We start from the raw sequence: 24,453 nt of genomic DNA, 5'->3' as shown, positions 1-24,453 counted from the left end.
CATTCAGCGGAAATCGGCCGCAGTGGCCTCCTTGCGGGGCTGGGCGGGTCTGGCAGAATCGTGCCGGGTTCGTCAGGAGGGGGACACGGCATGGCGTTGACCGCACGATTCCAGCCAGGATCGACCAGCCGCCCGTTCGTCGACCGTGATCTGGTGCTGAACCGATTCGACGAACTGCTGGCCGACGCCGCCGAGCAGCCGCGGGTCATGCTGCTCAGCGGCGTGGGCGGAATCGGCAAATCGCGCTTGGTCACCGAGCTGCGCGCGCGAGTCGAGAAGAAGCATCCCGCGGCGGTGCTCGATCTGCAGGTGCCGAGTCATCGGCAGGCCGCGGAGGGGCTCGCCGTGCTGCGCATGCAGTTCGGCGCGCAGAAGATCAAATTCCACCGCTTCGACATCGCCTGCGCGGTGCTGTGGCAGCGCATGCACCCGCATCTGCGCCTGACCTCGGAATCGCTGGCGCTGGCCGAGCACAGCGAGATCCTGACCGAAATCCTCAACGACGCCACCGGGATCCCGGTCTTCGGCACCGCCACCCGGCTGCTCGACCTCGGCGCCCGCCGCGCCATCCGCACCCATCGGATACGCCACGATCCGGTTCTCCAGGAACTCGACCGATTGAGCCTCGCGGGCTTGGAAGAAGCCGTTTCCTATCTCTTCGCCGAAGATCTCAAGAGCGGGACGGAAGGCAGGCAGCCGCCCTATGCCGTCTTCCTGGACGCCTACGAAGCGCTAATGGGCGGCACCGACCGCGAAGGCCGCGCGGCGGCGTCCGACGCGTGGTTACGCGATGTGGTCGCGCAGCTGGACACCGGACTGGTCGTGATCGCCAGCCGCGAGCCGCTGGGCTGGGAGCGGCACGATCCGGAATGGTCGGCCAGGATCCGGGCGGTGCCGGTCGACGACCTGCCGATGGACGCTCGCTTCGCGTTGCTCGATGCGTCCGGCATCGAGGATTCCGCCGAGCGCGCCGCGATCGCCGCTTCGAGCGCGGGCGTCCCGTTCTACCTGCATCTGGCCATCGACGCCCGCACCCGCGCGGGATGGGTGACCTCTGCCGAATTGGTCTCTCCCGAGACGATTCTCGAACGCTTCCTGCAACACGTGCGCCCCGACGAAGTGCGGATGCTGGAGTTGCTGGGCCTGCCGCGCACCTTCGATCGGGAGATCTTCACCGTGGTGGCACGGCAGTTCGAGCTACCGCATCACATCGCCGCTTGGAAGTCCCTCATCGCATACTCCTTCGTGTACGCGGCAGACGAAGGCGAGCGCTTCCAACTGCACCAACTGATGGTCGACGCACTGCAACGGCGCTTGGATCCGGACGTGCGGCGCACACTGCACGGCGTGCTGCACGACCTCTGGTTCGCGCGTGCGCAGCGACCGGCAGGTCGGGTCGCCGCTCTGCGGGAGGCGGGATACCACGGCGTCCGATCCGGGCTGCTGTCCGCGGTGACGTTGCTGGGATACGTCGATCGGATCGAAGCGGCCGGAGGCAGCCAAGGAATCGGTGGGGTGATCAGCGATCTCGACCGCTACCTGACCGATCCGCATGAGAACCTGGCAGGTATGGCGGAACTGTCGGAACTGACGCGGTGCCTGGAAGCGGAAGCGGCGGTGCTGCTCGGCGACGCCAAGCAAGCCGATCGGCTCACCCGCGACGTCGATCTGGATGGGACCGGACCGATCGCGCAACGGTTGGCCGTCGCCGCGGCGAACGCACGCCGCATCCTCGGTGACACCGACGACGCGTTGGCCATCTACCAAGACGTGTGGTCGCGCGGATCGGGCCGGGCCCGGCTCGTCGCCGGTCAGTGGGCGGCCGACCTGCACATGTGCCAGGGCCGATTCGGCCGGGCTCTGGCCATGTGCGAGGAACTCGTCGCGATGGCGGACGGCGCCGACCGCGAATTTCTGGGGGACGTGGCACGGTTGCGTCATCTCGCCTACCGGCTGGCGTTCGACACCGAACGCGCCGCACGGTACCTGGACGAGGCCGACACCCACTACCGAGCTGCGGGCAGCGTCGTCGGCCAGGCCAATATCGCGACGAATGTCGCCGAGTTGCTGGCGCTCACCGATCCGGCCCGGGCGATCCCGGCCGCCGGGACCGCGATCGTGCGGCAGCGTGAGCTGGGTGCGCTGCACGAGCTCGGAAAGGCCTACACCGCACTGGGTTCGGCGCGCTTGTCGCTCGGCGAACTGGACGCCGCCGAGCGCGCGCTCACCGAGGCCTGCGAGATCCTCGAGCAGGCCGGGTACCGGTCGGGGCGGGCCAGGGCCGAACTGTTCCGAGCCGGTGTCTTCGCGCGCCGTGGGCAACGCGAGGCGGCCGTGCGCAGTGCGCGCTGGGCTATCGCGGAATTCGAGGGCGCGAACGTCTATCCGGGACTGATCCTGGTCGCGCGAGCGGTCCTGGCGCTGTATGGCTGGACCGAACCCGACATCTCGCGGGCCGCCGCGGCCGCGCGGTCACGAATCCAGCCGCCGACGCCCGGCTCCGCCATGGATCGCGACGCCGCCCGGGTGATCGCACGAGTACTCGGTGTCGACGCGGAGGCGATGTACGACGACGCGCTCACCCGATCGCAGTCGGCCGCCGGGTACTACAACCACAACGTCCGGGTCGACGGTGTCGCGGGGGCGGTGAACGTGCGGATTCCCGTCGAAGGCGCCGACGTGATGGACCTTCGGCAGTGGCCGGAACCGGCGGTGCTGATCGCGATCGAGCCCTTCGTCGCCGCGGCGCCCAAGCTGCGCTGGGAATCGGTGCGTCCCGCCTTCCAGATTCACGATTACATCGACGGCGACGTCCTGGATCACATCGCGCCGCGCGGCGTCCCGGTTCCGGCGCATGTACCGGCGGATGTCGCGGCGCTGTTCGCCGAACTCGGGCGAATCCCACGCGAGTTGCTGCCGCCGATCGAGCCCGAGGGGGCCGACGACCCCGCAGGTTTCGCCGGTCGGTTGTCCGCCGTGACCGCGCGGGTGTACCGCGAGAGCAGAGCGGATTTCGGCGAACTGTACCGCCGCTTGGGCGTCCCCGACGAGCCGCTGGAGCGCATCGTCGCTTCGTGGGACACGCTCAAGGCGCGGCCCTTCCGGATGGTGCACGCCGACGTGCACCGCAAAAACATGATCGTGCGAAACGGGCAGGTGGTATTCCTCGACTGGGAATTTGCACTGTACGGCGACCCGGTGTACGACGTGGCCACCCACCTGCACAAAATGGGCTATCTCCAGCAGGAGCAGGAGGCGTTCCTCGCGGCGTGGATCGCCGCCGAGCCCGAGGCCGCGACCGGCGAGTGGCGGCGCGACTTGCAGACCTACCTCGATCACGAACGGGTCAAGTCGGTCGTCGTCGACGCGGTTCGCTACAGCAAGCAGCTCGGGCAGGGCGGCGCCGACGCGGCGGCGGAGGCTGCGTTGGTGGCGAGCATGGCGGGGAAGCTGCGGCTGGCGCGGACTGTGTGGGGTCAGCCGGAGCTGGTCGAGGACGCGGTGGTGGAAGCGGCGCTGCGCGGGCACTCTTGATGTGTGGACGACCGGTCATCTCGTGGGCCCGCCGATCGAGATGCCGGTGATAAACTCGGCGACGATCGTCTGATCCGGATACTGCCGCCCGTAGACGGCGACGATGGCGCCCACGCGTATGTCGGAGGCGCGTTTGGCGACCAGGACGTTCACCTTCGTGTCGGCGTCGGCACGGACCTTGACACTGCTGCTGGTGAACGCGTTGCGCACCACCAGCGTCGTACCGTCGTTGGCGGTGACCTTTCCGAAGGTCATCCCGATGCCCGTCCGGACCGGCGGTGCGGCGGCGACCGGAGGCGTCGCGCGCACGGTGGAGGTGGGCGCCGCGGATGTCGGAGCACTGGTGCGGACCGCTGTGGTGGACGTCGCCGCTGCCGTCTGCGTCGGGTGATCGACGAGCAGACACCCGGACACCACCAGGAGCAGCACACCAACGCAGAGTCCGACGAACGCGGCCGCACCCGAGTGGTACAGCCGATGCGGTTCGTCGTCCCGGTTCCGTGGCGGCAGCGGCGGCATCCCCATCGCCGTTGTGTGCGAGAGTGTCTCGATCTTCGGTGCGAGCGAACCCGGATGCACCCGAGGGGGAGTGGGTTCCGGTGCTTCGTCTTCGGCATTCGACGGTGACCTGCGCCCGCTCCCGGAAGCGGTGATCGATCGGATGGTCGCCCTGGAAATACTTGTGGCCGAGATGGATTGGGAGTCGGTGCCGAGCCGTGCCAGTCGCCCTACTCGCGCCGGGTTGCGACCGTGCGTACTCCAGCGAGGCATAGGGCAAGGTTAGGTTCCGGTACTTCCACATTTGTTTTCACTGGCGGGAGTACCTGCCTGACCAGGGCTGATTTGTGATCATCGTGCGCAGTAGTACGGATCAGCGCGGCGAATTCGATCCGCCGGCGTGACGGGCGAGCGCCAGTACTGTTGTGGCGCAATCATATCTCGTGGTCGAGCGCGGCGGCCGTGGTCCTGCTCGAGGTCGGACGACTCGTGGGTTCGGCCTCGGTTCGGTAGGCCACCGATTGCGCGGGTGCGGATCCGATGGAACCGATCGGCCGCCTGCTGCGTCAGTGTCGATATAGGACACGTGAAGGTGTGTCGGTGTTGTTGGTCGAACCAGGCAGTCGCGAAGTAGTAGGAGGTGTTGATGGCCGCATTCGATGTGCACCATGCTGCGGAAGATTTGGCGCGGATGGCCGCGGATTTCGAGCGTCGGGCCGAACGGTTTCAGGAGTTGGAAAGCCGCATGCAGACGCTGACCGTCACCGAGTCCGGTAAGGATGATCGGGTTCGGGTCACCGTCGACAGCAGCGGTGCACCCACGGCGATCGATCTGTCGCCGAGTTCGCGCGGGATGGACCCGGCGGTGTTGTCCGCTGAGATCATGGCGTGTCTGCGTCGGGCGCAATCGGCGTTGCGGGTACAGGTCGGCGAACTCGTGCGGAGCACCGTTGGCGACGACGAGGCGGGCACCGCGATCACCGCCCAGTACGCCGAGCGTTTCCCCGATCCCGAGCCACGGACGAGCGCGCCATTCGAAGACCGTGCTGCGTCCTCGTCCGGCCACAGCTCGTCCATGACCTCGTCGCCTTTCCCTGCCCAACCGGGTCCCGCGTCCTCGGAGCCGACCGCTTCGCCGCGAAGCCGCAAACCCAACCGTGACCAGATCGTCGTCCCGGATGAACCGGACCCGGAGACCGAGTACTACAACCGCTCCTGGCTGGTGTGACCGTGACCAATCCTGACGCCGTCTCCGTCGATCCTGATGAAGTGCGCAATCATGCCGCGAAGCTGCAGAAACTCATGGAAAGTTTGACGCTGTCGCTCGAAGCCGCCGACTACCTGGGTTCTGCTGACGACGGGTTCGGCGAGATTCCCCGGCCGCTCGTGCACATGGTGCTGGACGACAAGCATCGCAACACCATCGACGTGATACGCAAGCTCGCGGAGGACGTCGCAGCGCTTCCGGACAAACTCGACCTCGTCGCAGCGGCCTTCGAAGACAAGGACAGCGCCTTCGGCAGGTCGGTGACCGACCTGCGTGAAACCATCGCCGACGCACCGAGAGGCCCGAAATGAGCACAAGAGTTGGTGACTGGCTCAACGAGCACACCCCTGGTTTCGACGACCGGAAGAAGCCCGAGAACAATCCACTGATCGCCGACGGCACCGACTACCGGGAAGAGTATTTCCAGGAGACGGTCTTCTGGATGCACGACATCGGTCTGAAGCAGGACGAAGAAACCAAGCTGCCAGGGGTTCTGTCCGGCACCATCGCCGGAGACGCTTGGGAGGCATACGCCAATCTCAAAAACGCCAAGACTTTCGAGGCGATCACCGGTGGCATCTCGGCAGGCGCATCCGTTGCGGACGCGGCGTTCGACCCGTTCGGATTCGTGGGCGATCAGATCGCCGGATGGATGCTCACGCACGTCGAGCCGTACCGGAAGGTGCTGGATGGACTCGCTGGAAACGACAAGATGGTGGCGGCGTACTCCGCGTCCTGGAACCGCATCGCCACGGAACTGACCGGCATGAGCGATTCGTGGCAGAAGGGTCTGGAGGCCGATATCGCGACATGGACCGGAAGCGCGGGGGACGCCTACCGCAACCGCGCCACGGATCTCATCGACCAGATCGCCGGGGCGGGCGGCGTGGCGGCCACGCTCGGCGAAATCATGGATACCGCGTCGAAGATCGTCAAGGCCTTCCGGAAGATGGTGCAGGACATCCTGACCAGCCTGGCCGGAGCACTGATCGGTTACACCCTGGAACTCGCGGCATCTCTGGGGGCGGCGGGCCCGCACGTCGCCGCGGCGGTGATCGCCAGAATCGGGCGCGACGGTTTGAAGATCTCCACGCTACTTCTCGACATGGCGAAAGCCTTCAAGGACGTTCAGACGCTCACCCAGGCTGCTGCCGCTGTCATCTATGCCCTGCTGGGTAAGGAAAACCAGCCCGCTTCGGCCTGACAATCGTGCTAGTACAACGAGGGGAAGTACGCACTGTGAACTACCAGCAGGGACCGTATATCAGTGGTCCCGGGAGCCGACCGTCCGCGCCTTCGCCGCAGAGCGGCCAGGCGAGTCCGGGTACCGCCCAGGAGGGGCAGAGGAGCCTTGGCGACCCGTGGCCACCCGGACGAGCCGTTTCAGGCGCTGCTCCACAGCCGGGTCAGGCTGGCTGGGCCAGTCCACCGCAACCTGCACAGATGAGCACCGGCTCCCCGCAACCGAACGCCGAGGGGTTCAACGGTTCGGCGCAAACGCATCGGGGCGGTAGTCCGATGCCGTCCAACCAGCTGTACCCGAATCCATATATGCCGGAGCCCGTTTTGTATCGCGGGACGACATATTTCGTGCCGCCGCCGATGCATACCGTCGACCGGCCAAGATTGCGGTTCTTTCAGAACGTCGAGCGCCACCCGGTGGAAGCCTTCCGACCCGAGCCAGGCGAGACAGGCATCGTGGTCGACACGTCCTACTTCCGGTGGTGGATCGCGGGCCCGGTATACGCGACGACCGGACCGCGAATTTATGTGAACGGCACCGAAGTACCCACTGCCTCTTGGGGTCCTACCTACATCCCCGTGGCCCCCGGGCTCCACCGAGTCGAGGTTCTGACAAGGGGTGTAAACCTTCTAGTCAGGTTCTTGGTTCGCGCGTGGGACTCCGATATGGGACCGGCGGAGACTGTCGTGCCGGTAGAACCCGGATGCCGCACGACGGTGTACTACCGCTCTCCGGCGTTCTACCTTCTGCCCGGGGCAATGGGTCCGAAGCCGCCGAGGTGGCCGGGGCTCAACTGGATCCGTACCAGCTGGATCGTCTTCGGCGCGCTGTTCGCCCTGATGTTTACGGCGGTGGTCTCGAACATCCTCGACTGAGCTGTCGAAGCGCCCGCCGCTCCGGCCGGAACTGGTGCTGGGGCGGCCCGGGGTCCGATGCGTCAGGTGTAACTCGGATCGTTCTCCTCGCGAAACGTTGTGATCGTCGCATGGACGGCTCGGTCGAGCTGGGTTCGTAGTTCGGTGGTGTCGGCGGGGACGGCCTTGATGGTGGCTCCGCTGCGGACCAGATAGCGGCCGTCGGGATAGTCCATCACGTGGAAGCCGCGGGATGGCGCCGGGCGGTTGTCCCACGCGGGGCCCGCGTACACCGCGACGTGGGCGATGGTGGTGCGGGGGCGTTCGAAGAACTGCTCGGCTCGGGTGCGGGGCGGGGGTGGCGCGCCTACGCGGTACGGCTCGTCGTCATCGGCGTCGAGTTCGTGCCGAGAGATCTCGATGCCGGTGCCGCTGCCGCGTGTGGGGTCGGGCAACAGATCGATGACCCGACGGCTCACGTCCTCCGCATTGAGCAGTGACATCCGCACCGCCCCACCGTGATCCGGCGACGAGGTCGGTTCTTGTACCAGCAGCACGGCATGCCGATAGTGCACGGCCGTGTGCACGCGCAGTTTGTCTGCTCCATTGAAGCCCGCCATCTCGATGCGTGCTTCGGGTTCGGCCAATACGCGCAGTGCGCTGTAGAGGGACTCGTCCAGGCGACGGTGCAGTCCGGCGGCTTCGGACTTCCACTCCGACTCGTAATCGGCGACGGTCTCCGCGGTGGATCGGAACTGCAAGGGGTATGGCAGCACGTCGCGCTCGACGGCTCGCCACAGCACCGTGAAGCCGAGTGCGGAGAACGACCAATCCCGTCGGCTCACGAAGCCGGCTCCGTCGTCATGCACCACGGCCGTATTCTGCGTGGCACGGTGTCGGCACCCGGATCGCTCATTCGCCGATCACCGGCGGCACCGACTTCACCCTGTTCTCCGCACCGAGACCGGTGAGTTCCTCGCCGTTGCGCTGGTTCACCAAGTAGTCCTTCGTCTGGTGTTCCTTGTCGTCGTCGCCCTTACCGCGGGCGCCCGGCGCCATCATGCCCGGCATGCCGCTCGTTCCCGGTCGGCCTGCGCCGGGACGCGCGGACGCGGCGGCGGGAACGCCGCCCGGGACGCCGGGGACACCGTTGACGCTGCGGCCCGGCGCAGGAGTCCCCAGGCCGGGTATCCCCGGGCCGGGAGTGCTCGGGCTCGGCGTGCTCGGAGAACCGGGACTCGGTGTTCCGGGGCGGGGCAGTGCGGGATCGGTGCCAGGATTTGTGCTCGCCGGTTGGGTCGACGGGCTCGTGCCAGCAGGCGCGGTCGTGGTCTGCTCCGGCGTGCTTTGCTGCTCGGCAACGGGATCCGTACTCGACTGGACAGTGTTCTCCGGCGTGTTCTCGGTACCAGGTCGTTGTGTTGGGTCCACCGTGGTGGCTCTATCGCCGGGGTCGGTAGCGGACGACGACGGCTGCCAACCGCTGTTCGACACGGACGGCTGATCGCCGGAATCGTGCACCGGGTTGTACGGCTTGGGTACCAGCGGAACGCCGGTGTCGGCTTCCCGGACGGCAGGATAGAACACGTTCTTGACGACGTTCACGCTCGTATCGTGCGCGGCATCGTCGCGATGCTGGTTCAACTTCCAGGTCGGACCCGGCACCCAGCTCGCGACGTCGCTGGTCCAGGTATGAGCCGGCGCTTCCTGGACGGCGGGCCGGGTGACCTCGATGCCCGATCGGATGATCTTCACCTTCTCGGCGACGATCTGCACCGAACTGATCAGCCCGCTGGATTTGTCGACGTAGTCCTTGATCCCGTTCGCCGCGGCCGTCGCCGCCGCCCCTTCCCATCTGCCTTCCATGGCCTTGCTGATCTCCGGCGCGAAACCTCGCAAACCCTGCTCCAGCCGATTGCGAATGGACTCCCATCGTTGATGCAGCGCGACGACATCGGTGATCGACATCGCCTGCACACGCTGATAGAGATCGTCGATCCCGTCCGGATTCTTGTACGCGGTCTCCGGAACTTTCGGCGACTGGCTCTGCAGATCGGTACCCGCTCGCATAATTTCGGCGATGCGGTTGCGTGCGATGGCCGCGTCGGGGCTCTCGTCGCGCGAACCGCTGTCCGGCGGACCCGATTTCGACTGCTCCAACAGGGCGGCGCCGATCGCTACCAAGAACGGCAGACCCATGATTCATCCCCCGGTCAGTTCAGCAGATTGCTCGTGTCTTGCGCATTGGAGTCGTCCTGCGCGCCGATGCGGTCCACGGAAATCTGGATGGTATCACGTATGACGGTGAGTACCTCGATGTGCTCTCTGAGAGCGGAGTCCACATCGCCCTCGCCGCCGATTGCCTTCGCGCCCAGCATGTTTGCCAGTTCGTCGGAGCACTCGAAGTTGCCGAGGCCGGATACGCGGGTCATCATCTTCAGGTCTTCGAGCAGCGTGACGTATAGATCGATTTGACGATTACAAGCATCGCGGCAACTAACGGCAACCGCGCGGTCGAGATAGAGCCTGCCAGCACTGGCCTCATCGGCGAGGTATCGCCACCGCGATACCTCCTCACTCATCGACATAGCAACTTCTCCCTGATCAGCGTGGAAACGTCGGCACAAGCACTTCGGCAGCGTTCATAGCCCGGTCGCATGGTGCCTCGGTGCTCTTAGGTGATGTATTGAAGACAGTGATCTGTAGTGCGCCCTGACCGGCAGGGAACGCCAGATCGCAATTTTCGCCCTCGACGTCGGAAGTGTTTCGGAAACGAACTCCATCGCGTCCACCGACATTGATGCTTGCGAAGTCGGTATTCTCTGGTTTCTTTCGGAGATCATCGATGGAGTAGATCGTCGACCATACTCCCAGCGAGTAGTTCCACTGAGAAACCGCGTCATGCCAAGAGCAGATCTTCCATCCTGGTTGCTCGACACCAGCGATGCCCGACTTCTTCGTGGACGAGACAACGCCGATCCGTCGCAGTTGCTGTTCGGACACCTGCGTACACGGATCCCACAGAGCTGCTGTGGCCGCCGACGTGTCGATCGTCGTGCTGGGCGTGGCAGTTCTGTTCGCGCCCGATTCGCACCCCGAGGCGACCAGCACCACTCCAGCGAGCGCCGCAACCGTCGCCGTCGTCCGTCGTCCCACCGAAAGCCTCCCGATCCGGGCCGTTGAAGTCGTCCCTGAAGTCTATGACGCACTCACGGGGCTGCCGGTTCCATCGGAATCGGGTGCGTTCGGATCGGGAGTCTCGGGGGCCTTGCGCCATCCGAGGGGCGGAAGCGTAGGTCCGTGATGTTGCTACGAGTGGTCTCGTGGCCGGTCCGGTCCCTGGAAACCATAGGGATGGTGCGGAGTTCGATCCGCGCAGATGATGACCGACTGCACGACGGTGCCGATGTGTGGGCGGAACGCGTCGCGCGGTGCGACGACCCACCACCGGTAGCCGGTCCGTTCGTCGGTGGGCGAGGGGAGCAGTATCTCGCCGCCGTCGGGGACGACCGTCGCGGACGCGCGCAACAGTGCGATGAAGATGTCGGTGTCGTCGGCGAGCTGGTGGGTGTCGTCGGAGCGGACGAGAATCGTCCAGCGTCCGGAGCCGTGTGCGATGACGGGACCGAGCAAGTATTGCCTGGCGAGGTCGGCGTGGACCATCCTGCCGAGCTGTTCGGGTACCGTGACCGCGCCTACCTCCCCTGCGCGCAGAGTGATTCGTCGAGTCTCCTCGTGCACGTAGCACGGCAGCCCGTAGACGTGCCGGTAGCGCAGGCAGCGGGCGAGGGTGGGATCTGTATTCACGGCCGCTCTGTCAGCGCGAAGCCGGGGTAGGTCGGCCTCGTTCGAGTCGGTTGGATCGCATCGTTGCAGTCTCCGTTGCAGTTTCGGGGGTGGAGGTAGTTGTGGCCGGGCGGAGCGATCAGTCCCACAGTTGCGCGCAGGGGAGGTGCGGGAGAGCGTCGTCCAAGTCATCGTCGACGGTCACCGTGATGTCGGGGAACCGTTGCGCCAGTGCGCCTGCGACGCTTTCGGCCTGCTCGGCGCTCGCCTGGTAGTCCAGGCGCAGTGGGCCGGTTTCGATTCGGATATGGCGGCGGTCCGGAGCCCCGGGGGCCGCTGCGTTCACTGCGGCCTGCTCGGGTCCGGCACCATCCGTCCGCTGTCGACCAGCACTTGCCGTGCTGCCGCTTTGCGTGCGCAGTGTTTCGCGCGGCAGGCCACATGGATCTGCATCACGTCATGGGCCTGGCGGATATCGAAGGGCTGCATCGGCGCTTGGTGGGCGGCCGCGTCACACAGCGCGATGAATTGGTACATGGCGAGGGAGTGCGTGGATACGGGAAACCTCTCTGTTTCGCGGATCGATCGGTGCCCGGTACCGGGGGCTCTCGCCACCGGCCCGCCACTCTGGCGGGCCGGTGCGCCGCTGAGGGGGCGGCGTCGCCCCGGCACCGGGCACCCGCGACCGAACGTAGGTCGCGCGAAAGCCGAGGTGGGAGCACGGATCGCGGTTTCCGTTCCGGCTATCCGAAGAGCCGTATATCCTGCCGGTGCAATCGCTTTCGGGGTAAAAGCTGTGGGGAAATTCGACCAACGATCGGGGGATGCCGGGCCATGTACATGACCACGGGGGAAGTGATCCGGCGGATCAGGAAATCCGTCGGCATGACGCAGACGGAACTGGGCGCGCTCATCAATTTCTCCCAGCCCGCGGTCTCCGGTCTGGAGCGCGGCGGCCCGGCTTCGCACGACGTCCGGGTCTTGCGGCTCGTAGCCCGTGCACTGGGCGTTCCGCTTGCCATACTGGTAGTGGAGTCGGACCGGGAGGCAGATGTGGACCGTCGCAACTTCTTCAAAGCAGGGGCATCGGTAAGCGCGGGGGCTGCCATGATGTCGGTATCCGCCCCCGCGAACGCCGCGTCGGCGTCCGCCGGGAAAGTCGGCGCGAGCGACGTGGAAGCCATCATCGACAGCGTGAACCAGATCCACGAACTCGATCTGGTGGTCGGCGGCGACCGGTTGTGCCGGGTGGCGGCCAACCAAGTCCGCTATGTAGAGCAGCTGCTGGACCAAGGCAGTTACACCGAGCAGGTCGGGCGGGCGCTCACCAGCGCTGCCGCCGAGATGATGACCGCCGCCGGGTGGGTGCACTACGACGCCGGGCGTCTGGACGATGCGCGGCGGTACTACGCGGACGCGGCGAACGCCGCCAATGCGGCCGGTGACGGGATCGCTGCGGCGCATGCGCTGGGGAATGCCAGCTGTTTGATGATCAGCCTTCCCGGCGAGATGCGAAAGAACCCGTTGGCGGTGCAATATGTGCAGGCTGCGTCACAGGCATCGCTCCGTGATGGCGGTCCGAAGCTTCGAGCGCTGATGGCAATCCGGGAAGCCGAAGCCCACGGTGCACGTGGAGACAAGATCGCGATGAACACCGCGATAAGCCGGGCATTCCGTGCATACGAATCTACTCGGGGGCATGATCCGGACTGGGTGTTCTTACCTGAGTCGGAGCTCAATCTCGTCACCGGGAAAGCGCAGATGTGGGCGGGCGAGTATGAGAGTGCGACCACTCATATGCAAGCCGCTATCGATGGCTCGTCGGCTTGGCCGAGAGAGCGGGCAGCGGGTCAGCTCAATCTCGCACGCAACTTCATCAACGCGGGTGACGTCGCGCGAGCGTGCTCACTGCTGACGGACAACTACGACACCATCGCCGGCCTCGCGTCCACCCGCCTGCACCAGCGAATCGACGCGATCGCCAACTTGGTTCGCACGCACGCCGCGGTTCCGGAGGTGCGAGAATTCCTCGGCAGGCGCGCCGCCCAGGTCTAGCCTCGTGGCATGGAGGACGCTCCATCATCCGGATCGGCGAGCACGCGCGATTCCTGTGGCACCGAGTTGATGGTTCGTTTCGCCGTCGAGGATCTGAGGCGACAGCACGAAACTGTTTCGCCACACGAGCAAGCCCCTCGCCGAAGGCCGGAGCGTGTCATCGTTATTCGTTCGTCAGCGGGGACGGCTCGCGAGACCGAAGACGGCAGCGCCTCCGCGTCGTGCAGACGAGGAGGCGCTTGCTCGGATCCGAGGGCTCAGTAGGCCCCGTTGACGTTGTCCATCGAGCCGTACCGGTGGGCCGCGTAGTTGCAGGCGGCGGTGATGTTGGCGACCGGGTCCCAGATGTCGAAGGCGGTGCCGTCGACGTGGTAGGCGTTGAAGGTCGGGTCGATCACCTGGAGCAGGCCCTTGGATGGGGTGCCTTTGGCGGCGTTGGAGTCCGACAGGTTGATGGCGCGGGGATTGCCGCCGGATTCCCGCATGATGTTGCGGTGGATGCCTTCGTAGCTCCCCGGGATCCCGTGCAGGCGCATGACGTCGAGCGACTGGCGAATCCAACCGTCGAGATTGTCCTCGTAGACCGGGGGCGGCGCGGGCAGGAAGCCCTGCGGCGGCAGCCCGGGCAGCGCGGGCAGTTCGGGGAGCGCGGGCAGTCCGGGCAGGGCTGGGAGGTCGATCGGCGCGGCAGCGGCGACCGGCGTGACCGGGGCCGCGGCGCTGTCATCGGCCACCGCCACACCGGCGGAGAAGCCGACGGCGGTCACGCCGACGGTCGCGACGATGGCAGCGCCCTTGACAAGTGACGGGCGGCGGAAAGAAAGGCGTGCGTCAGGCATCGAGAAATCAGTTCCTTGTTCGTGCGGCGATCCGGCCGGAAAAACCAGCGCGGGATCCACGGCGAGACCTGGTCAGGTGTTCGCCATCTCGGCTCGTGTGCGGTTTTCGGATTTCGTTGTGAAAGCCAGGGTTCGAATCCTGGCGGCGCGACGCGGTGCACAAGTCGGGGCGGTGCCCTACGGTGCCGCTGCCGTACCCGGAGAGAAACCAGCCGTTGGAGCTGTGGAGCTGGTTTCTCGGGTCTCTCCCGGACCTGATCTCAGCTTGATCACGACGGGTGAATATTCGGCAAACGGAAAATTAATGCTCGGGTTTGTCGATCTTGGGTTGCCTGGGGCCAGCGTGAATGTGGCCCTGTGACCTGGCCTTTTTTAGATAAACGTGATTTGCACCACAATAGGCAAATTGGCAGTAACGAGACCAATATGTCTCGATCCGATCACTGAGCCCGTGGGTGAATCGAACGCGCCGAGTGGCGGCGATAGAAATCCTTCCGAGCGCATCCGGGCGCGTCGCCATAAATGGCGGTTCAGTGCTTCGAACGCTTCTCTCGAAGGCGGAAGCGACCGTATGACAAGGAGATCACTCCCATGCTCGAACGAGATCCTCTGGCCCGCAGTGCATTGCCGGTGGCAAGGGTTCTGCGACCCCGGATCGGGAGACGGCCACGAGGGGGGTGCCATGGCCTGCGCCGGGCACTGCGAGCATCGAACGGGCAAGGCCGTCGTAGTCGTGGCGGTGCCTGCAATCCGCCGACCAGCTCCGCGCCTTGGAATGCGGATTGCGCGAGCGTGGCGGCGAACTCTTCGCGCTCGGCGACTGGATTGCGGCCGCGCGTTGCCGGGAAGGCCAGGTAGTGATGGTTCGACCGGTCGCAGAATTCCTGCCCGAGCCGTGACTTCCCGACTCGTCGGCGACCGGCCACGATGACGGCACGGCGACGGGTCGTGCCCGTGCCGTCGGTCACCGAGTTCAGCTGACGAGCGAGCAGGCCGAGGTCGGCGGATCTTCCGGTGAACTCCACGCGCCTTTATCGCGCCCGGAAGTGGTTCGACCGGCGCTCGATGCCGATTCAGCCGAGGAACTCCTCGATCAGCGGAATGGTGTCGGCCGGGCAGTCTTCGTGCACGGTGTGACCGCAACCGGGCAGCACCTCGGCGGTGGCGTTCGGGATGCGCGCGGCCAGGCGTTCGGCCTGGGAGGGCGGCAGCCATTCGTCGGCGCCACCCCACAGCACCAGGGTCGGAGCGCTTACGCGGGCCAATCCGGCGTCGGTGCGGCGGTAGTCGAGATTCCGCCACAGCGCGAGGAAGCCGTCGCGGTTGTCCGGACGTGCGAACGGCGGCCACAATTCACCGATCATCTCGTCGGTGACCAGGTGCTTGTGCTGGAACGTGCCACGGATGCTGTCGGCGAAGAAGTCGCGGGTGGTGAGCTTCGTGGCGAGTTCGCCGAGCAGCGGGGTCTGGAACAGCGGTGTCACGGGCGCCTTTTCGGCGTCCAGCCCCGGCGCGTCGAGCAGGATCAGCCGGTCGACTCGCTCGGGATGCTGTTCGGCGAAGTACAAGCTCCACGCGCCGCCCCACGAATGGCCCACCAGCGACGCGCGATCCAGGCCGACGGCGTCGAAGAACGCGCCGACGGCCTCGGCCATGGCGGGCAGATCGAACGCGAAGCCGGGGCGGCGCAGTTCGGTATATCCCTGACTGGGCAGATCGACCGCGTACACGGTGTGCTGTCGCGCCAGCGCGGGAATCACCTCGCGCCATGAGTACTGCCACAGGCCGCCGCCCGCGATGAGCACGACCGGCGATCCCTGGCCGGTCACCGTGTAATGAAATCGGGCCAGGTCGGTCTCCGCATAGCGGGAATGGATGCGGTCGAGATAGGCCGGCCGGTCGGGGGAGGCCGGCGGGTTCCAGGCGTAGGCCACCGGCAGTACGGCTGCGAACAGCGCGGCGACGACGGCGGCGAGTCCGAGGGCGAGTCGACGGGTCCAGGTACCGAGTCTCATGGTGCGCTCCATGGTTGGCTGAGTTGGTTTCGACTCCTGGACGAGCCGGAGACCAGCGACGTGACGCGGTGTGGTCGTCCTCACACGTCGATCCCCGCATTCGGTCGAGGAGATCGTGCGAAGTGTTCCGGCAGATGGCATCGAGCCGAACTCGAGGTGTATGCGCACCGAGAAGACCGGGACTGCGCGATCGGGCGCGGCGGGTCGGCCGGGCTTCCCCACCGATCCCTCGATCGTCACGTCACAGGCAGCCACCCACTGTCACGAGCGTCCTGATGCGACGGTGCTGGTCGATTCGAGTGTGCGCGTCGAATGCGGTGGCGAGGTCGACGATTGTGTGCGACAGCAGGACGTACTCTGCCCAGGCCGCGCCGAAACGCGACGGCCCTCGCGCACACGAAGAGTAGGCGCGAGGGCCGAAGCTGCTAGGTGAAAGAGGTCAGCTGCCGAACCTGGCCAGAACGGCGCCGGCTTCCTGGGAGGCGGTGCCTTCCTCGGCGAGATGCGCCATCTCCGGTGCGATCTCGCGGCCGTGGTGGGCCATCGCCTGGGCGTACAGCCGTCCGGCCCGGTAGGAGGAGCGGACCAGCGGGCCTGCCATCACACCGGCGAAGCCGATTTCCTCGGCCGTCTTGGAGTGCTCGACGAACTCCTCCGGCTTCACCCAGCGGTCGACCGGGTGGTGGCGGGGGGAGGGGCGCAGGTATTGGGTGATGGTGAGGATGTCGCACCCTGCCTCGTGCAGGTCGCGCATGGCCTGGGTGACTTCCTCGGGGGTTTCGCCCATGCCGAGGATGAGGTTCGACTTGGTGACCAGCCCGGCTTCGCGGGCGGCGGTCAGAACCGCGAGAGAACGCTCGTAGCGGAAGGCCGGGCGGATGCGCTTGAAGATGCGGGGGACCGTTTCGAGATTGTGCGCCAGCACTTCCGGACGCGCGGAGAAGACCTCGGCGAGTTGGTCGGGGTTGGCGTTGAAGTCGGGGATCAGCAGTTCCACACCCGTGTGCGGGTTCGAACGCTTGATGGCGCGGACTGTTTCGGCGTAGAGCCACGCGCCGCCGTCTTCGAGATCGTCGCGAGCGACGCCGGTGATGGTGGAGTAGCGCAGGCCCATGGCCTGGACGCTCTCGGCGACGCGGCGGGGCTCGTCGCGGTCCAAGGCGGCGGGCTTGCCGGTGTCGATCTGGCAGAAGTCGCACCGGCGGGTGCACTGCTCGCCGCCGATCAGGAAGGTGGCCTCGCGATCTTCCCAGCATTCGAAGATGTTCGGGCAGCCCGCTTCCTCGCAGACCGTGTGCAGGCCCTCACGCTTCACCAAGCCTTTGAGCTCGGAGTATTCGGGGCCCATGGTGGCGCGGGTGCGGATCCACTTGGGCTTGCGCTCGATGGGGGTTTCCGCGTTGCGGGCTTCGATGCGCAAGAGTTTGCGACCGTTCGCGCGCGCGTCGGGCCCGGCGGAGGTGGCCTGCGTGGCCACGGAGGGCCCCGGGAGTGCCGCAACAGGTTCCGCCGCGGACGCGTTGTGTGGTGTCGGGGTGTCGACTGAGGTCACTTGATCGACCTTACGCCGTCGTGATCGGACGCTCGGGGGTGGTGTCGCCAGGAGTGACACGAGGAATATGGCGCTCGGTGACCGGCAGGTCGCCGTCGAGCGCGCGGATGATGGCGTCGGCCACCAGCGGCTTCATCTCGGCGACGGTCACTTCGCGGCCGAGTTCGCGGGTCAGCGTGGTGACGCCCGCGTCGCGGATGCCGCAGGGAACGATGGCTTGGAACCCATCCAGGGCGGCGTTGCAGTTGAACGAGACGCCGTGCAGGGCCACGCCGCGCTGCACGCGCACGCCGACGGCGGCGATCTTGCGTTCGGCGTACAGCTCGGTGGCGGGCAGCCAGACGCCGGAACGTCCCTCGACGCGGCCGCAGGCGAGGCCGAGATCGGTGCAGACTGTGATCAACGCCTCCTCGAGGCGGCGCACGTAGCCGACGACGTCGACCGGCTCGGCGAGCCGCACGATGGGATAGCCGACCAGTTGGCCGGGGCCATGCCAGGTGATCTTGCCGCCGCGGTCGACCTGCACCACCGGGCTGCCGTCGATCGGCAGGTCGTCGGCCTCGGTGCGGCGGCCCGCGGTGTACACCGAGGGGTGCTCGAGCAGCAGCAGATGATCCGATCCGTTGCCATCGGCGCGCTGCTCGGCGATGCTGCGCTGCAGCTCCCAGGCGGCGTGATAGTCGATGAGTCCGAGATCCTCGACCACGATCGGGGTCGTATCGAATCGGGCGGACACGGTGGTGCGCGGCTTGGTCACAGCGATGACGGTACGCCCACCGGGTCGGCCGGTTCCAGCACCTCGATAGGGAATACGCACCACTCGAGCGGATAGCCAGGGGGAGAGCTGGAAGGTTGCGGTGCGGTGAGCCGTGGGCACGGTCCTACGTCAGGTCCACTGCGCCGGACGTTGTCGAGCCCGGAGGCGAGGTGCGGCGCGAGCGTGCGGGTTCCGTCGAGTTCATGCGACCGAGGGGTGCGGCACCTGGAAGGCCCGCGGATCGCCTTACTTCGAGCTGTAGGCCAGCCGGTCTCGGGCTCGGCGTCGCCGAGTGCCCGTCAGTCGGATCGCCTGGTGTCACGTGCTGAAATGCACATCGCCACTGATGCGTCCCTGGGTGTGCAGGTTCGAGCAACCGGACTTCCCCGAGTAGCGCTTCCGATCATCCGATGTGTCCGCAAGGGAAAGCGGTCTGCGCAGGCGGCCCGGTCAGCCGACGTCGACCGGCAAGGTCAACTGCATGAGGGTCAAGTCCATCCAGCGGCCGAATTTGTGCCCCACCTCGGGAAGTACGCCGGCGGTGCGGAAGCCGAAGCGTTCGTGCAGCAGGATCGAACCGGTGTTGCCGGATTCGATGGCCGCGATCATGGCGTGCACGGCGCCGCCCCGGCGCGCACGGTCGATCAGCTCGTTGAGCAGGGCGGTGGCGATGCCGCGCCGCTGGAAGCGTTCGTCGACGTACACCGAGTTCTCGACCGTGTAGCGGTAGCCGGATTTGGTGCGCCAAGGCCCGTAGCTCGCGTAACCCGCCAGGGCGCCGTCGATCTCGGCGACCAGCACGGGCAGCCCCGCACCGGTGCGGGCCTGGAACCAGCCGAGGCGCTCCTCCAGGCCGACCCGCTCGGTATCCCAGATCGCGGTGGAGGCGGCGATATTCGCGTTGTGGATCTCCAGGATCGCCGGAAGGTCATCGGTGGTCGCGTCGCGGATGACGGTGGCGGGCCTGGTGTCGAGTCGATCGGTCATCGAGGGTCTCCGGGTCGTCCCACCGCGGCCGCCAGCGCGGCGCCGATGGTGGGATGGTGGAACTGGTAGCCCGCTTCCTCGAGGGCGGTGGGAATGGCCCTGGGCCCGCGCAGAATCGCCTCCTGCGCCATCTCACCGACCAGCGCGTGCAGGGCGAACGCCGGGACCACCAGCGGAGTGGGACGACGCAGCGCCCGGCCGAGCGCGCGGCTGAACTCGGCGTTGGTGACCGGCGCGGGGCCGACCACGTTTATCGGGCCGGACACCGTGTCGTGGGTGAGCGCGAAGACGATCGCGCCGATCTCGTCGTCCAGCGAGATCCACGGCGTGTACTGGCGTCCGCTGCCCAGCCGCCCGCCCAGGCCGAGCGCGTACAGCGGGTGCAGCATGCCGAGCATGCCCCCGGCGCGCGACAGCACCACCGCGCTGCGCAACAGCACCGTACGCACACCGGCCGCCGCGGCGGGCTCGGCCGCCTTCTCCCAGTCCCGGCACAGCGTGGCCAGGAATCCCGAACCGGCGGGAGATGTCTCGTCCACCACCCGATCGCCCGTGTCGCCGCCGTAGTAGTGCACGCCGCTGGCGTTGAGCAGCACAGGCACCCTCGCGGCGGCCACGGCACCGGCCAGCACGTCGGTCGGGGTGATCCGGCTATCGCGCAGCTCCTGTTTGAAGCTGCCGGTCCAGCGCCGCCGGCCGACGCCCGCCCCACACAGGTTGACCACGGCGTCGGCGCCGCGCAGCGCCCGCTCGTCCAGCTGGGCGCGGGCCGGATTCCAGGCGAATTCGTCCGGGCCCGCCGCTTTTCTGCGCACCAGCCGGGCGACCTCGTGCCCGTCGCGGCGCAGAGCCGCGACGAGCGCCGTCCCGATCAATCCGGACGAGCCGGCGATCACGACCTTCATACGTGCCGCGGGACCTTCCTCACAGGCCGAGATCGGCCTCGAACGCCGCTTCCTCGAGCCGGTGCCGGATCGTGGTCAGGAAGCGACCGGCGTCGGCGCCGTCGATCAGGCGGTGGTCGTAGGTGAGCGGCAGGTAGCACATCGAACGGACACCGATGGACTCGTTGCCGGTCTCGTCGGTCACCACGACGGGACGCTTCACGATCGCACCCGTGCCCAGCATGGCCGCCTGCGGCGGAACCAGGATCGGGGTGTCGAACAGCGCGCCCTGGCTGCCGATATTGGTGATGGTGAACGTGCCGCCGGCCAGCTCGTCGGGCTTCAGGCCGCCGGTGCGAGCGCGGTGGGCGATGTCGGCGATGGCGCGCGCCAGACCGGCCAGCGACAGGTCGCTGGCGTTGTGGATCACCGGGGACAGCAGGCCCTGCTCGGTGTCGACGGCGATGCCGAGGTGCACCGATGCGTGGTAGGTGATCTCCTTGCTGGACTCGTCATAGCTGGCGTTGACGTTCGGGTGCACGCCGAGCGCCTCGACCACGGCCTTCGCGAAGAAGGGCAGGAACGTCAGGTTGACGCCCTCGCGCTCCTTGAACGCCGCCTTGGCCTGGTTGCGCAGCGCAGCGATCTTGGTGACGTCGGCCTCGTGCACCTGGGTCAGCTGCGCCGTGGTCTGCAGCGACTCGCGGGTCTTGGTCGCGGTGATCTGGCGGATGCGGTTGGCCTTCTGCACGGTGCCGCGCAGGTGGGCCAGCTCCGGGCTCGCCGCGGCGGGAGCGGAGGGCGCTTTCGCCGCCGGGGCGGACGCGGCCGGAGCGGCGGCCGGGGCGGGGGCCTTCTTGGCCTCGGCGGCGGCGAGCACGTCCTGCTTGCGAATGCGGCCTCCGACACCGGAACCGGTGATCTTGGCGAGGTCGACGTTGTTCTCCTCGGCCAGCTTGCGCACCAGCGGGGTGACGTAGGGGGTTGCGCCGTTGGAGGATTCGGCAGCCGCGGGGGCGGGCTTGGGGGCCGGCGCGGGCGCGGGAGCCGGGGCCGGAGCCGGGGCCGGGGCAGGCGCGGGAGCCGGGGCCGGGGCCGGGGCAGGCGCGGCGGCGGCCGGGGCCGGTTCGGGCTTGGGAGCTGGTTCGGGCTTGGGCGCGGGAGCCGGGGCAGGGGCCGGGGCGGCGGCCGCCGGGGAACCGCTGCCGATCACGCCGAGCTGGCCACCGACCGCGACGACGTCGTCTTCCTGGGCGGTGATCTCCAGCAGGGTGCCCGCGACGGGGGAGGGGATCTCGGTGTCGACCTTGTCGGTGGAGACCTCGAGCAGCGGCTCGTCGACGGCGACCTCGTCGCCGACCGACTTCAGCCAGCGGGTGACGGTGCCCTCGGTGACCGACTCGCCGAGTTCCGGCATCTTGACCGGGGTGCCGTCACCGGAGGACGCGGGCGCGGCCTGGGCGGCGGGCGCGGATTCCTCGGCGGGCGCGGCCTGGGGTTCGGCGGCGGGCGCCTCCTCGGAGGCGACCGGGGTCTCCTGCGCGGGCGCCGCGGCTTCCGGAGCGGGCGCGGGAGCGGACGACTCCGCCTCACCGGCCTCGCTGATCACGCCGAGCTCGCCGCCGACCTCGACCACGTCGTCCTCGTTCGCGACGATCTTCGACAGCACACCCGCCGCGGGGGACGGGATTTCGGTGTCGACCTTGTCGGTGGAGACTTCGAGCAGCGGCTCGTCGACCTCGACCGTGTCTCCTTCCTGCTTCAGCCACCTGGTCACCGTTCCCTCGGTGACGCTCTCACCAAGAGCGGGCATCTGGACGGAGAAGGCCATGTCCGTTGACTCCTCTGACTGCTCGACGGGGTTCTACAACAGTTGATCTCGCTGCGGACGCCCGCCGCGGGTCGCGACGGTAGTCCGGAAGCCACCGATCATTGTGCGTGGCACCGGAGATCCGTGTGGTTCTTGTACCGCGGTCCATCCTTGCACTCGCGCGCAAGCTACGTAGCACAGGGCGGCCAACTGCACAGAGCTGGCAGTATGGGAGAACCGGCGGTGAACATTCTCCGGTGCAGGAAAGGAGGTGCGCGTCGTTGGGTTTGCTGGATCGTTTCCGTGGCGGCGCCGCCCGGGGCGGGGGCGCTCTACGTGGGGGTTCGGTGTCCGGGCAGGACGCTCGCTACTTGGCCGACTGGGTGCGCACGCACGTGGGCGTCGAGGGCTACATCGAACCGAAGACCACGGTGACCGATGTCACAGTGGTGCTTGTTGCCGCAGATGGTGAATGGACGCGGCGGATCGTCGGCGAGCGTGGTGCGCAACGGCTTGCCAAGGATTTGCACATCCCTGTCTACGACGTGCACAAGACCGGTTATCCGCAGCGGATGCGCGACTACGACGCCCGTCGACGGGTGCAGCGGCAGCGCGAGCTGGAACGGGATTTGTACGACCTCTGAGCCGTCGGATTGTCCGTTCCGCCCGATTTCGGGGTGCCTGCGCGGGGTGCCACGAGGACGCGTGAAGCGTCTCGCCTCGAGTCGCGAAGCGGAGCCGCCTCCGAATATCGGTGGGCCGACGCACGGTGGAGCGTGGAACGCGGGCCGCCCTTCGGACCGGGGTGGACGACGCGCGTCGTCCGGGCACGCCCCGGACGACGCGCTTCCCACTCACTCCGCGGCGATGTCCTGCAATACCGCGATCAGCGTGCGGACCGGGACGCCGGTGCCGCCCTTGCCGATGTAGCCGAACGGACCGCCGGTGTTGTAGGCGGGACCGGCCACGTCGAGGTGGGCCCACTGCACGTTCTCCGGCACGAACTCCTTGAGGAACAGTCCGGCCGAGAGCATGCCGCCCCAGCGGTGCGGCGCGACATTGGCCAGGTCGGCGATCTTGGAGTTCAGGTCGCCGCGCAGTTCGGCGGGAAGCGGCATCGCCCAGCCGTTCTCCCCGACTTCGCGGGAGATGCGGGCCACCCGGTCGCGGAACTCGTCGGTGCCCATCACGCCGGGCGTGCGGGTGCCGAGCGCGACCATCTGCGCGCCGGTCAGGGTCGCCACGTCGATCAGGTACTCCGGATCGTCCTCGCTCGCGCGCACGATGGCGTCGGCCAGGATCAACCGGCCCTCGGCGTCGGTGTTGAGCACCTCGACGGTGATGCCGCCGTACTGGGTGAGCACGTCGCCCGGGCGCTGCGCGGTGGCCGAGGGCATGTTCTCCGCCATCGGCACCGTGGCGGTGACGGTGATCGGCAGGCTCAGCCGCGCGGCCAGCAGCGTGGTGGCGATCACGGCGGCGGCGCCCGCCATGTCGGAGGTCATGTTCTCCATGTTCTGCGCGGGCTTGATGGAGATGCCGCCGGTGTCGAAGGTGATGCCCTTGCCGACCAGCGCCACTTTCTTCGGACCGCCCGCGTAGGTGATCCGGATCAGGCGCGGCGGGCGCGAGGAGCCCTTGCCCACGCCGAGCACGCCTCCGTAACCGCCCGCTTCCAGCGCCTTCTCGTCCAGCACCTCGACGGTCAGGCCCGCGGCCTCGGCGAGTTCCTGGGCGCGCGAGGCGAACTCGGCCGGGTACAGGTGGCTGGGCGGAGTGTTCACGAAATCCCGTGCGGTGGCGACGGCCTCGGCGGTGAGCTGCGCGCGGAACAATGCCTCCTCGCCGAATCCCGGCTCGGGCACCAGCAACTCGACCCGCGCCACGGGGCGCTCGTCCGGCTTGGGCGCGGACTTGTCCGAGCGGAACGGCGTGAAGGAATAGGCGCCCAGGTAGAAGCCTTCCGCGGCGGCGCCGATGTCCAGCCCGGACAGCGTGGTCACCACCAGTTCGGTGCCGGAAAGCGAGCGGGCGGCCACGCCGGCCGAGCGACGGATCTGCTCGGCGTCGAGTTTGTCGGCGGAGCCGAGACCGACGGCCAGGACGCTGGTCACCCCGTCCAGCCCGGCCGGGGCCGGAATCCGGGTGAGCTCCTCGGCCTTGCCCTTCGCCCCCACCGCGCCGAGCTGATCGAGCAGTTCCGCGCGCACGTCGGCGGTGAGCACGTCGCTGAACAGGTCCTCGGGCACGATGGCGGGGCCGTCCTCCGAGGAGGTCAACCCGATGACGAGCACATCGGTGTCCGCGCCGATGGTCTCGGTGCGTGCCAGTTCCGGTCCGAGCGAGCGATCTGCAACAGCGGTCATTGGCAC

Annotated in this window: 23 protein-coding genes; 7 read left to right on the top strand and 16 right to left on the bottom strand. The window is 67.5% G+C overall.

The annotated features are described in order from the left end of the window. Positions 1–90 precede the first annotated feature (90 nt). Complete coding sequence (locus tag ACWEKR_RS15465) at positions 91–3,534, top strand: phosphotransferase (RefSeq protein WP_452355009.1); 3,444 nt, start codon at positions 91–93, stop codon at positions 3,532–3,534. Positions 3,535–3,549: 15 nt separating this feature from the next. Here ACWEKR_RS15465 and ACWEKR_RS15460 read toward each other — a convergent pair whose 3' ends face one another. Further along, entirely contained in the window at positions 3,550–4,059 is a 510-nt protein-coding gene (locus tag ACWEKR_RS15460; protein WP_452355008.1) for a DUF5666 domain-containing protein, read from the bottom strand. A 619-nt stretch (positions 4,060–4,678) separates the two neighbouring features. On the opposite strand from ACWEKR_RS15460, the gene ACWEKR_RS15455 reads away from it, so the two are divergent. The 4 genes from ACWEKR_RS15455 to ACWEKR_RS15440 all read left to right on the top strand — a co-directional run bounded on the left by ACWEKR_RS15455 (position 4,679) and on the right by ACWEKR_RS15440 (position 7,417). Then, positions 4,679–5,260 (top strand): YbaB/EbfC family nucleoid-associated protein, encoded by a 582-nt coding sequence (locus ACWEKR_RS15455; RefSeq protein ID WP_452355007.1) that lies wholly within the window; start codon positions 4,679–4,681, stop codon positions 5,258–5,260. Next, positions 5,257–5,610 (top strand): hypothetical protein, encoded by a 354-nt coding sequence (locus ACWEKR_RS15450; protein ID WP_195090288.1) that lies wholly within the window; start codon positions 5,257–5,259, stop codon positions 5,608–5,610. Before ACWEKR_RS15455 ends, ACWEKR_RS15450 begins: the two co-directional genes overlap by 4 nt. A gap of 131 nt (positions 5,611–5,741) precedes the next feature. Continuing rightward, positions 5,742–6,503, top strand: coding sequence for a hypothetical protein (locus ACWEKR_RS15445; protein WP_452355006.1), 762 nt, complete (start codon positions 5,742–5,744; stop codon positions 6,501–6,503). 725 nt (positions 6,504–7,228) lie between these two features. Then, positions 7,229–7,417, top strand: coding sequence for a hypothetical protein (locus tag ACWEKR_RS15440; RefSeq protein WP_452355005.1), 189 nt, complete (start codon positions 7,229–7,231; stop codon positions 7,415–7,417). Between the two features lie 62 nt (positions 7,418–7,479). Here the strand turns inward: ACWEKR_RS15440 and ACWEKR_RS15435 are convergent, their stop codons facing one another. The 7 genes from ACWEKR_RS15435 to ACWEKR_RS15405 all read right to left on the bottom strand — a co-directional run bounded on the left by ACWEKR_RS15435 (position 7,480) and on the right by ACWEKR_RS15405 (position 11,719). Continuing rightward, positions 7,480–8,241: an ESX secretion-associated protein EspG gene (locus ACWEKR_RS15435; RefSeq protein ID WP_452355004.1), complete on the bottom strand. Its 762-nt coding sequence runs from the start codon at positions 8,239–8,241 to the stop codon at positions 7,480–7,482. A gap of 67 nt (positions 8,242–8,308) precedes the next feature. After that, positions 8,309–9,595, bottom strand: coding sequence for a hypothetical protein (locus tag ACWEKR_RS15430; protein WP_452355003.1), 1,287 nt, complete (start codon positions 9,593–9,595; stop codon positions 8,309–8,311). A gap of 14 nt (positions 9,596–9,609) precedes the next feature. Further along, positions 9,610–9,984, bottom strand: a complete 375-nt coding sequence (locus tag ACWEKR_RS15425; protein ID WP_452355002.1) for a hypothetical protein — start codon at positions 9,982–9,984, stop codon at positions 9,610–9,612. Positions 9,985–10,000: 16 nt separating this feature from the next. Next, positions 10,001–10,552: a DUF3558 domain-containing protein gene (locus ACWEKR_RS15420; RefSeq protein ID WP_452355001.1), complete on the bottom strand. Its 552-nt coding sequence runs from the start codon at positions 10,550–10,552 to the stop codon at positions 10,001–10,003. A gap of 153 nt (positions 10,553–10,705) precedes the next feature. Beyond that, a complete protein-coding gene (locus tag ACWEKR_RS15415; RefSeq protein WP_452355000.1) occupies positions 10,706–11,203 on the bottom strand; it encodes a DNA-directed RNA polymerase subunit beta in 498 nt (165 codons plus the stop codon). Between the two features lie 118 nt (positions 11,204–11,321). Continuing rightward, entirely contained in the window at positions 11,322–11,528 is a 207-nt protein-coding gene (locus tag ACWEKR_RS15410; RefSeq protein WP_452354999.1) for a hypothetical protein, read from the bottom strand. After that, positions 11,525–11,719: a hypothetical protein gene (locus ACWEKR_RS15405; RefSeq protein ID WP_452354998.1), complete on the bottom strand. Its 195-nt coding sequence runs from the start codon at positions 11,717–11,719 to the stop codon at positions 11,525–11,527. The genes ACWEKR_RS15410 and ACWEKR_RS15405 overlap by 4 nt, the downstream gene beginning before the upstream one ends. Positions 11,720–12,016: 297 nt before the next feature. Between ACWEKR_RS15405 and ACWEKR_RS15400 the strand changes: the two genes are divergently transcribed. Next, positions 12,017–13,237 (top strand): helix-turn-helix domain-containing protein, encoded by a 1,221-nt coding sequence (locus tag ACWEKR_RS15400; protein ID WP_452354997.1) that lies wholly within the window; start codon positions 12,017–12,019, stop codon positions 13,235–13,237. Between the two features lie 257 nt (positions 13,238–13,494). Here ACWEKR_RS15400 and ACWEKR_RS15395 read toward each other — a convergent pair whose 3' ends face one another. The 7 genes from ACWEKR_RS15395 to sucB all read right to left on the bottom strand — a co-directional run bounded on the left by ACWEKR_RS15395 (position 13,495) and on the right by sucB (position 22,102). Further along, positions 13,495–14,076 carry a transglycosylase SLT domain-containing protein gene (locus tag ACWEKR_RS15395; RefSeq protein ID WP_452354996.1) on the bottom strand — a complete coding sequence of 194 codons (582 nt, stop codon included), beginning with the start codon at positions 14,074–14,076 and terminating at the stop codon, positions 13,495–13,497. Positions 14,077–15,149: 1,073 nt separating this feature from the next. Continuing rightward, the gene (locus tag ACWEKR_RS15390) at positions 15,150–16,091 is read right to left on the bottom strand and encodes an alpha/beta fold hydrolase (RefSeq protein ID WP_452354995.1); all 942 of its coding nucleotides are present in this window, start codon (positions 16,089–16,091) and stop codon (positions 15,150–15,152) included. A gap of 439 nt (positions 16,092–16,530) precedes the next feature. Beyond that, a complete protein-coding gene (gene lipA / locus ACWEKR_RS15385; protein WP_416382608.1) occupies positions 16,531–17,643 on the bottom strand; it encodes a lipoyl synthase in 1,113 nt (370 codons plus the stop codon). 10 nt (positions 17,644–17,653) lie between these two features. Next, on the bottom strand, positions 17,654–18,400 hold the full coding sequence (gene lipB / locus ACWEKR_RS15380) for a lipoyl(octanoyl) transferase LipB (RefSeq protein ID WP_452354994.1): 747 nt from the start codon (positions 18,398–18,400) through the stop codon (positions 17,654–17,656). A gap of 450 nt (positions 18,401–18,850) precedes the next feature. Next, positions 18,851–19,387 carry an N-acetyltransferase family protein gene (locus tag ACWEKR_RS15375; RefSeq protein ID WP_452354993.1) on the bottom strand — a complete coding sequence of 179 codons (537 nt, stop codon included), beginning with the start codon at positions 19,385–19,387 and terminating at the stop codon, positions 18,851–18,853. Further along, positions 19,384–20,292 (bottom strand): TIGR01777 family oxidoreductase, encoded by a 909-nt coding sequence (locus ACWEKR_RS15370; protein ID WP_452354992.1) that lies wholly within the window; start codon positions 20,290–20,292, stop codon positions 19,384–19,386. Before ACWEKR_RS15370 ends, ACWEKR_RS15375 begins: the two co-directional genes overlap by 4 nt. 19 nt (positions 20,293–20,311) lie before the next feature. Further along, a complete protein-coding gene (sucB, locus tag ACWEKR_RS15365) occupies positions 20,312–22,102 on the bottom strand; it encodes a 2-oxoglutarate dehydrogenase, E2 component, dihydrolipoamide succinyltransferase (RefSeq protein ID WP_452354991.1) in 1,791 nt (596 codons plus the stop codon). Positions 22,103–22,362: 260 nt separating this feature from the next. Between sucB and ACWEKR_RS15360 the strand changes: the two genes are divergently transcribed. Then, positions 22,363–22,725, top strand: a complete 363-nt coding sequence (locus ACWEKR_RS15360; RefSeq protein ID WP_452354990.1) for an oxidoreductase — start codon at positions 22,363–22,365, stop codon at positions 22,723–22,725. Between the two features lie 210 nt (positions 22,726–22,935). Here ACWEKR_RS15360 and ACWEKR_RS15355 read toward each other — a convergent pair whose 3' ends face one another. After that, positions 22,936–24,447, bottom strand: a complete 1,512-nt coding sequence (locus tag ACWEKR_RS15355) for a leucyl aminopeptidase (RefSeq protein ID WP_452354989.1) — start codon at positions 24,445–24,447, stop codon at positions 22,936–22,938. Between the last annotated feature and the right edge of the window lie 6 nt (positions 24,448–24,453).

Source organism: Nocardia sp. NPDC004573 (assembly GCF_053602135.1).
The sequence above is the reverse complement of the archived record's forward strand: the minus strand, read 5'-3'. Positions and strand labels throughout refer to the sequence as shown.

Coding starts and splice junctions, on each gene's coding strand:
- ACWEKR_RS15465 (WP_452355009.1), top strand. CDS start 91: ATGGCGTTGACCGCACGATTCCAGCCAGGATCGACCAGCCGCCCGTTC.
- ACWEKR_RS15460 (WP_452355008.1), bottom strand. CDS start 4,059: ATGGGGATGCCGCCGCTGCCGCCACGGAACCGGGACGACGAACCGCAT.
- ACWEKR_RS15455 (WP_452355007.1), top strand. CDS start 4,679: ATGGCCGCATTCGATGTGCACCATGCTGCGGAAGATTTGGCGCGGATG.
- ACWEKR_RS15445 (WP_452355006.1), top strand. CDS start 5,742: ATGCACGACATCGGTCTGAAGCAGGACGAAGAAACCAAGCTGCCAGGG.
- ACWEKR_RS15430 (WP_452355003.1), bottom strand. CDS start 9,595: ATGGGTCTGCCGTTCTTGGTAGCGATCGGCGCCGCCCTGTTGGAGCAG.
- ACWEKR_RS15425 (WP_452355002.1), bottom strand. CDS start 9,984: ATGTCGATGAGTGAGGAGGTATCGCGGTGGCGATACCTCGCCGATGAG.
- ACWEKR_RS15405 (WP_452354998.1), bottom strand. CDS start 11,719: ATGTACCAATTCATCGCGCTGTGTGACGCGGCCGCCCACCAAGCGCCG.
- ACWEKR_RS15400 (WP_452354997.1), top strand. CDS start 12,017: ATGTACATGACCACGGGGGAAGTGATCCGGCGGATCAGGAAATCCGTC.
- ACWEKR_RS15395 (WP_452354996.1), bottom strand. CDS start 14,076: ATGCCTGACGCACGCCTTTCTTTCCGCCGCCCGTCACTTGTCAAGGGC.
- ACWEKR_RS15390 (WP_452354995.1), bottom strand. CDS start 16,091: ATGAGACTCGGTACCTGGACCCGTCGACTCGCCCTCGGACTCGCCGCC.
- ACWEKR_RS15375 (WP_452354993.1), bottom strand. CDS start 19,387: ATGACCGATCGACTCGACACCAGGCCCGCCACCGTCATCCGCGACGCG.
- ACWEKR_RS15370 (WP_452354992.1), bottom strand. CDS start 20,292: ATGAAGGTCGTGATCGCCGGCTCGTCCGGATTGATCGGGACGGCGCTC.
- sucB (WP_452354991.1), bottom strand. CDS start 22,102: ATGGCCTTCTCCGTCCAGATGCCCGCTCTTGGTGAGAGCGTCACCGAG.
- ACWEKR_RS15355 (WP_452354989.1), bottom strand. CDS start 24,447: ATGACCGCTGTTGCAGATCGCTCGCTCGGACCGGAACTGGCACGCACC.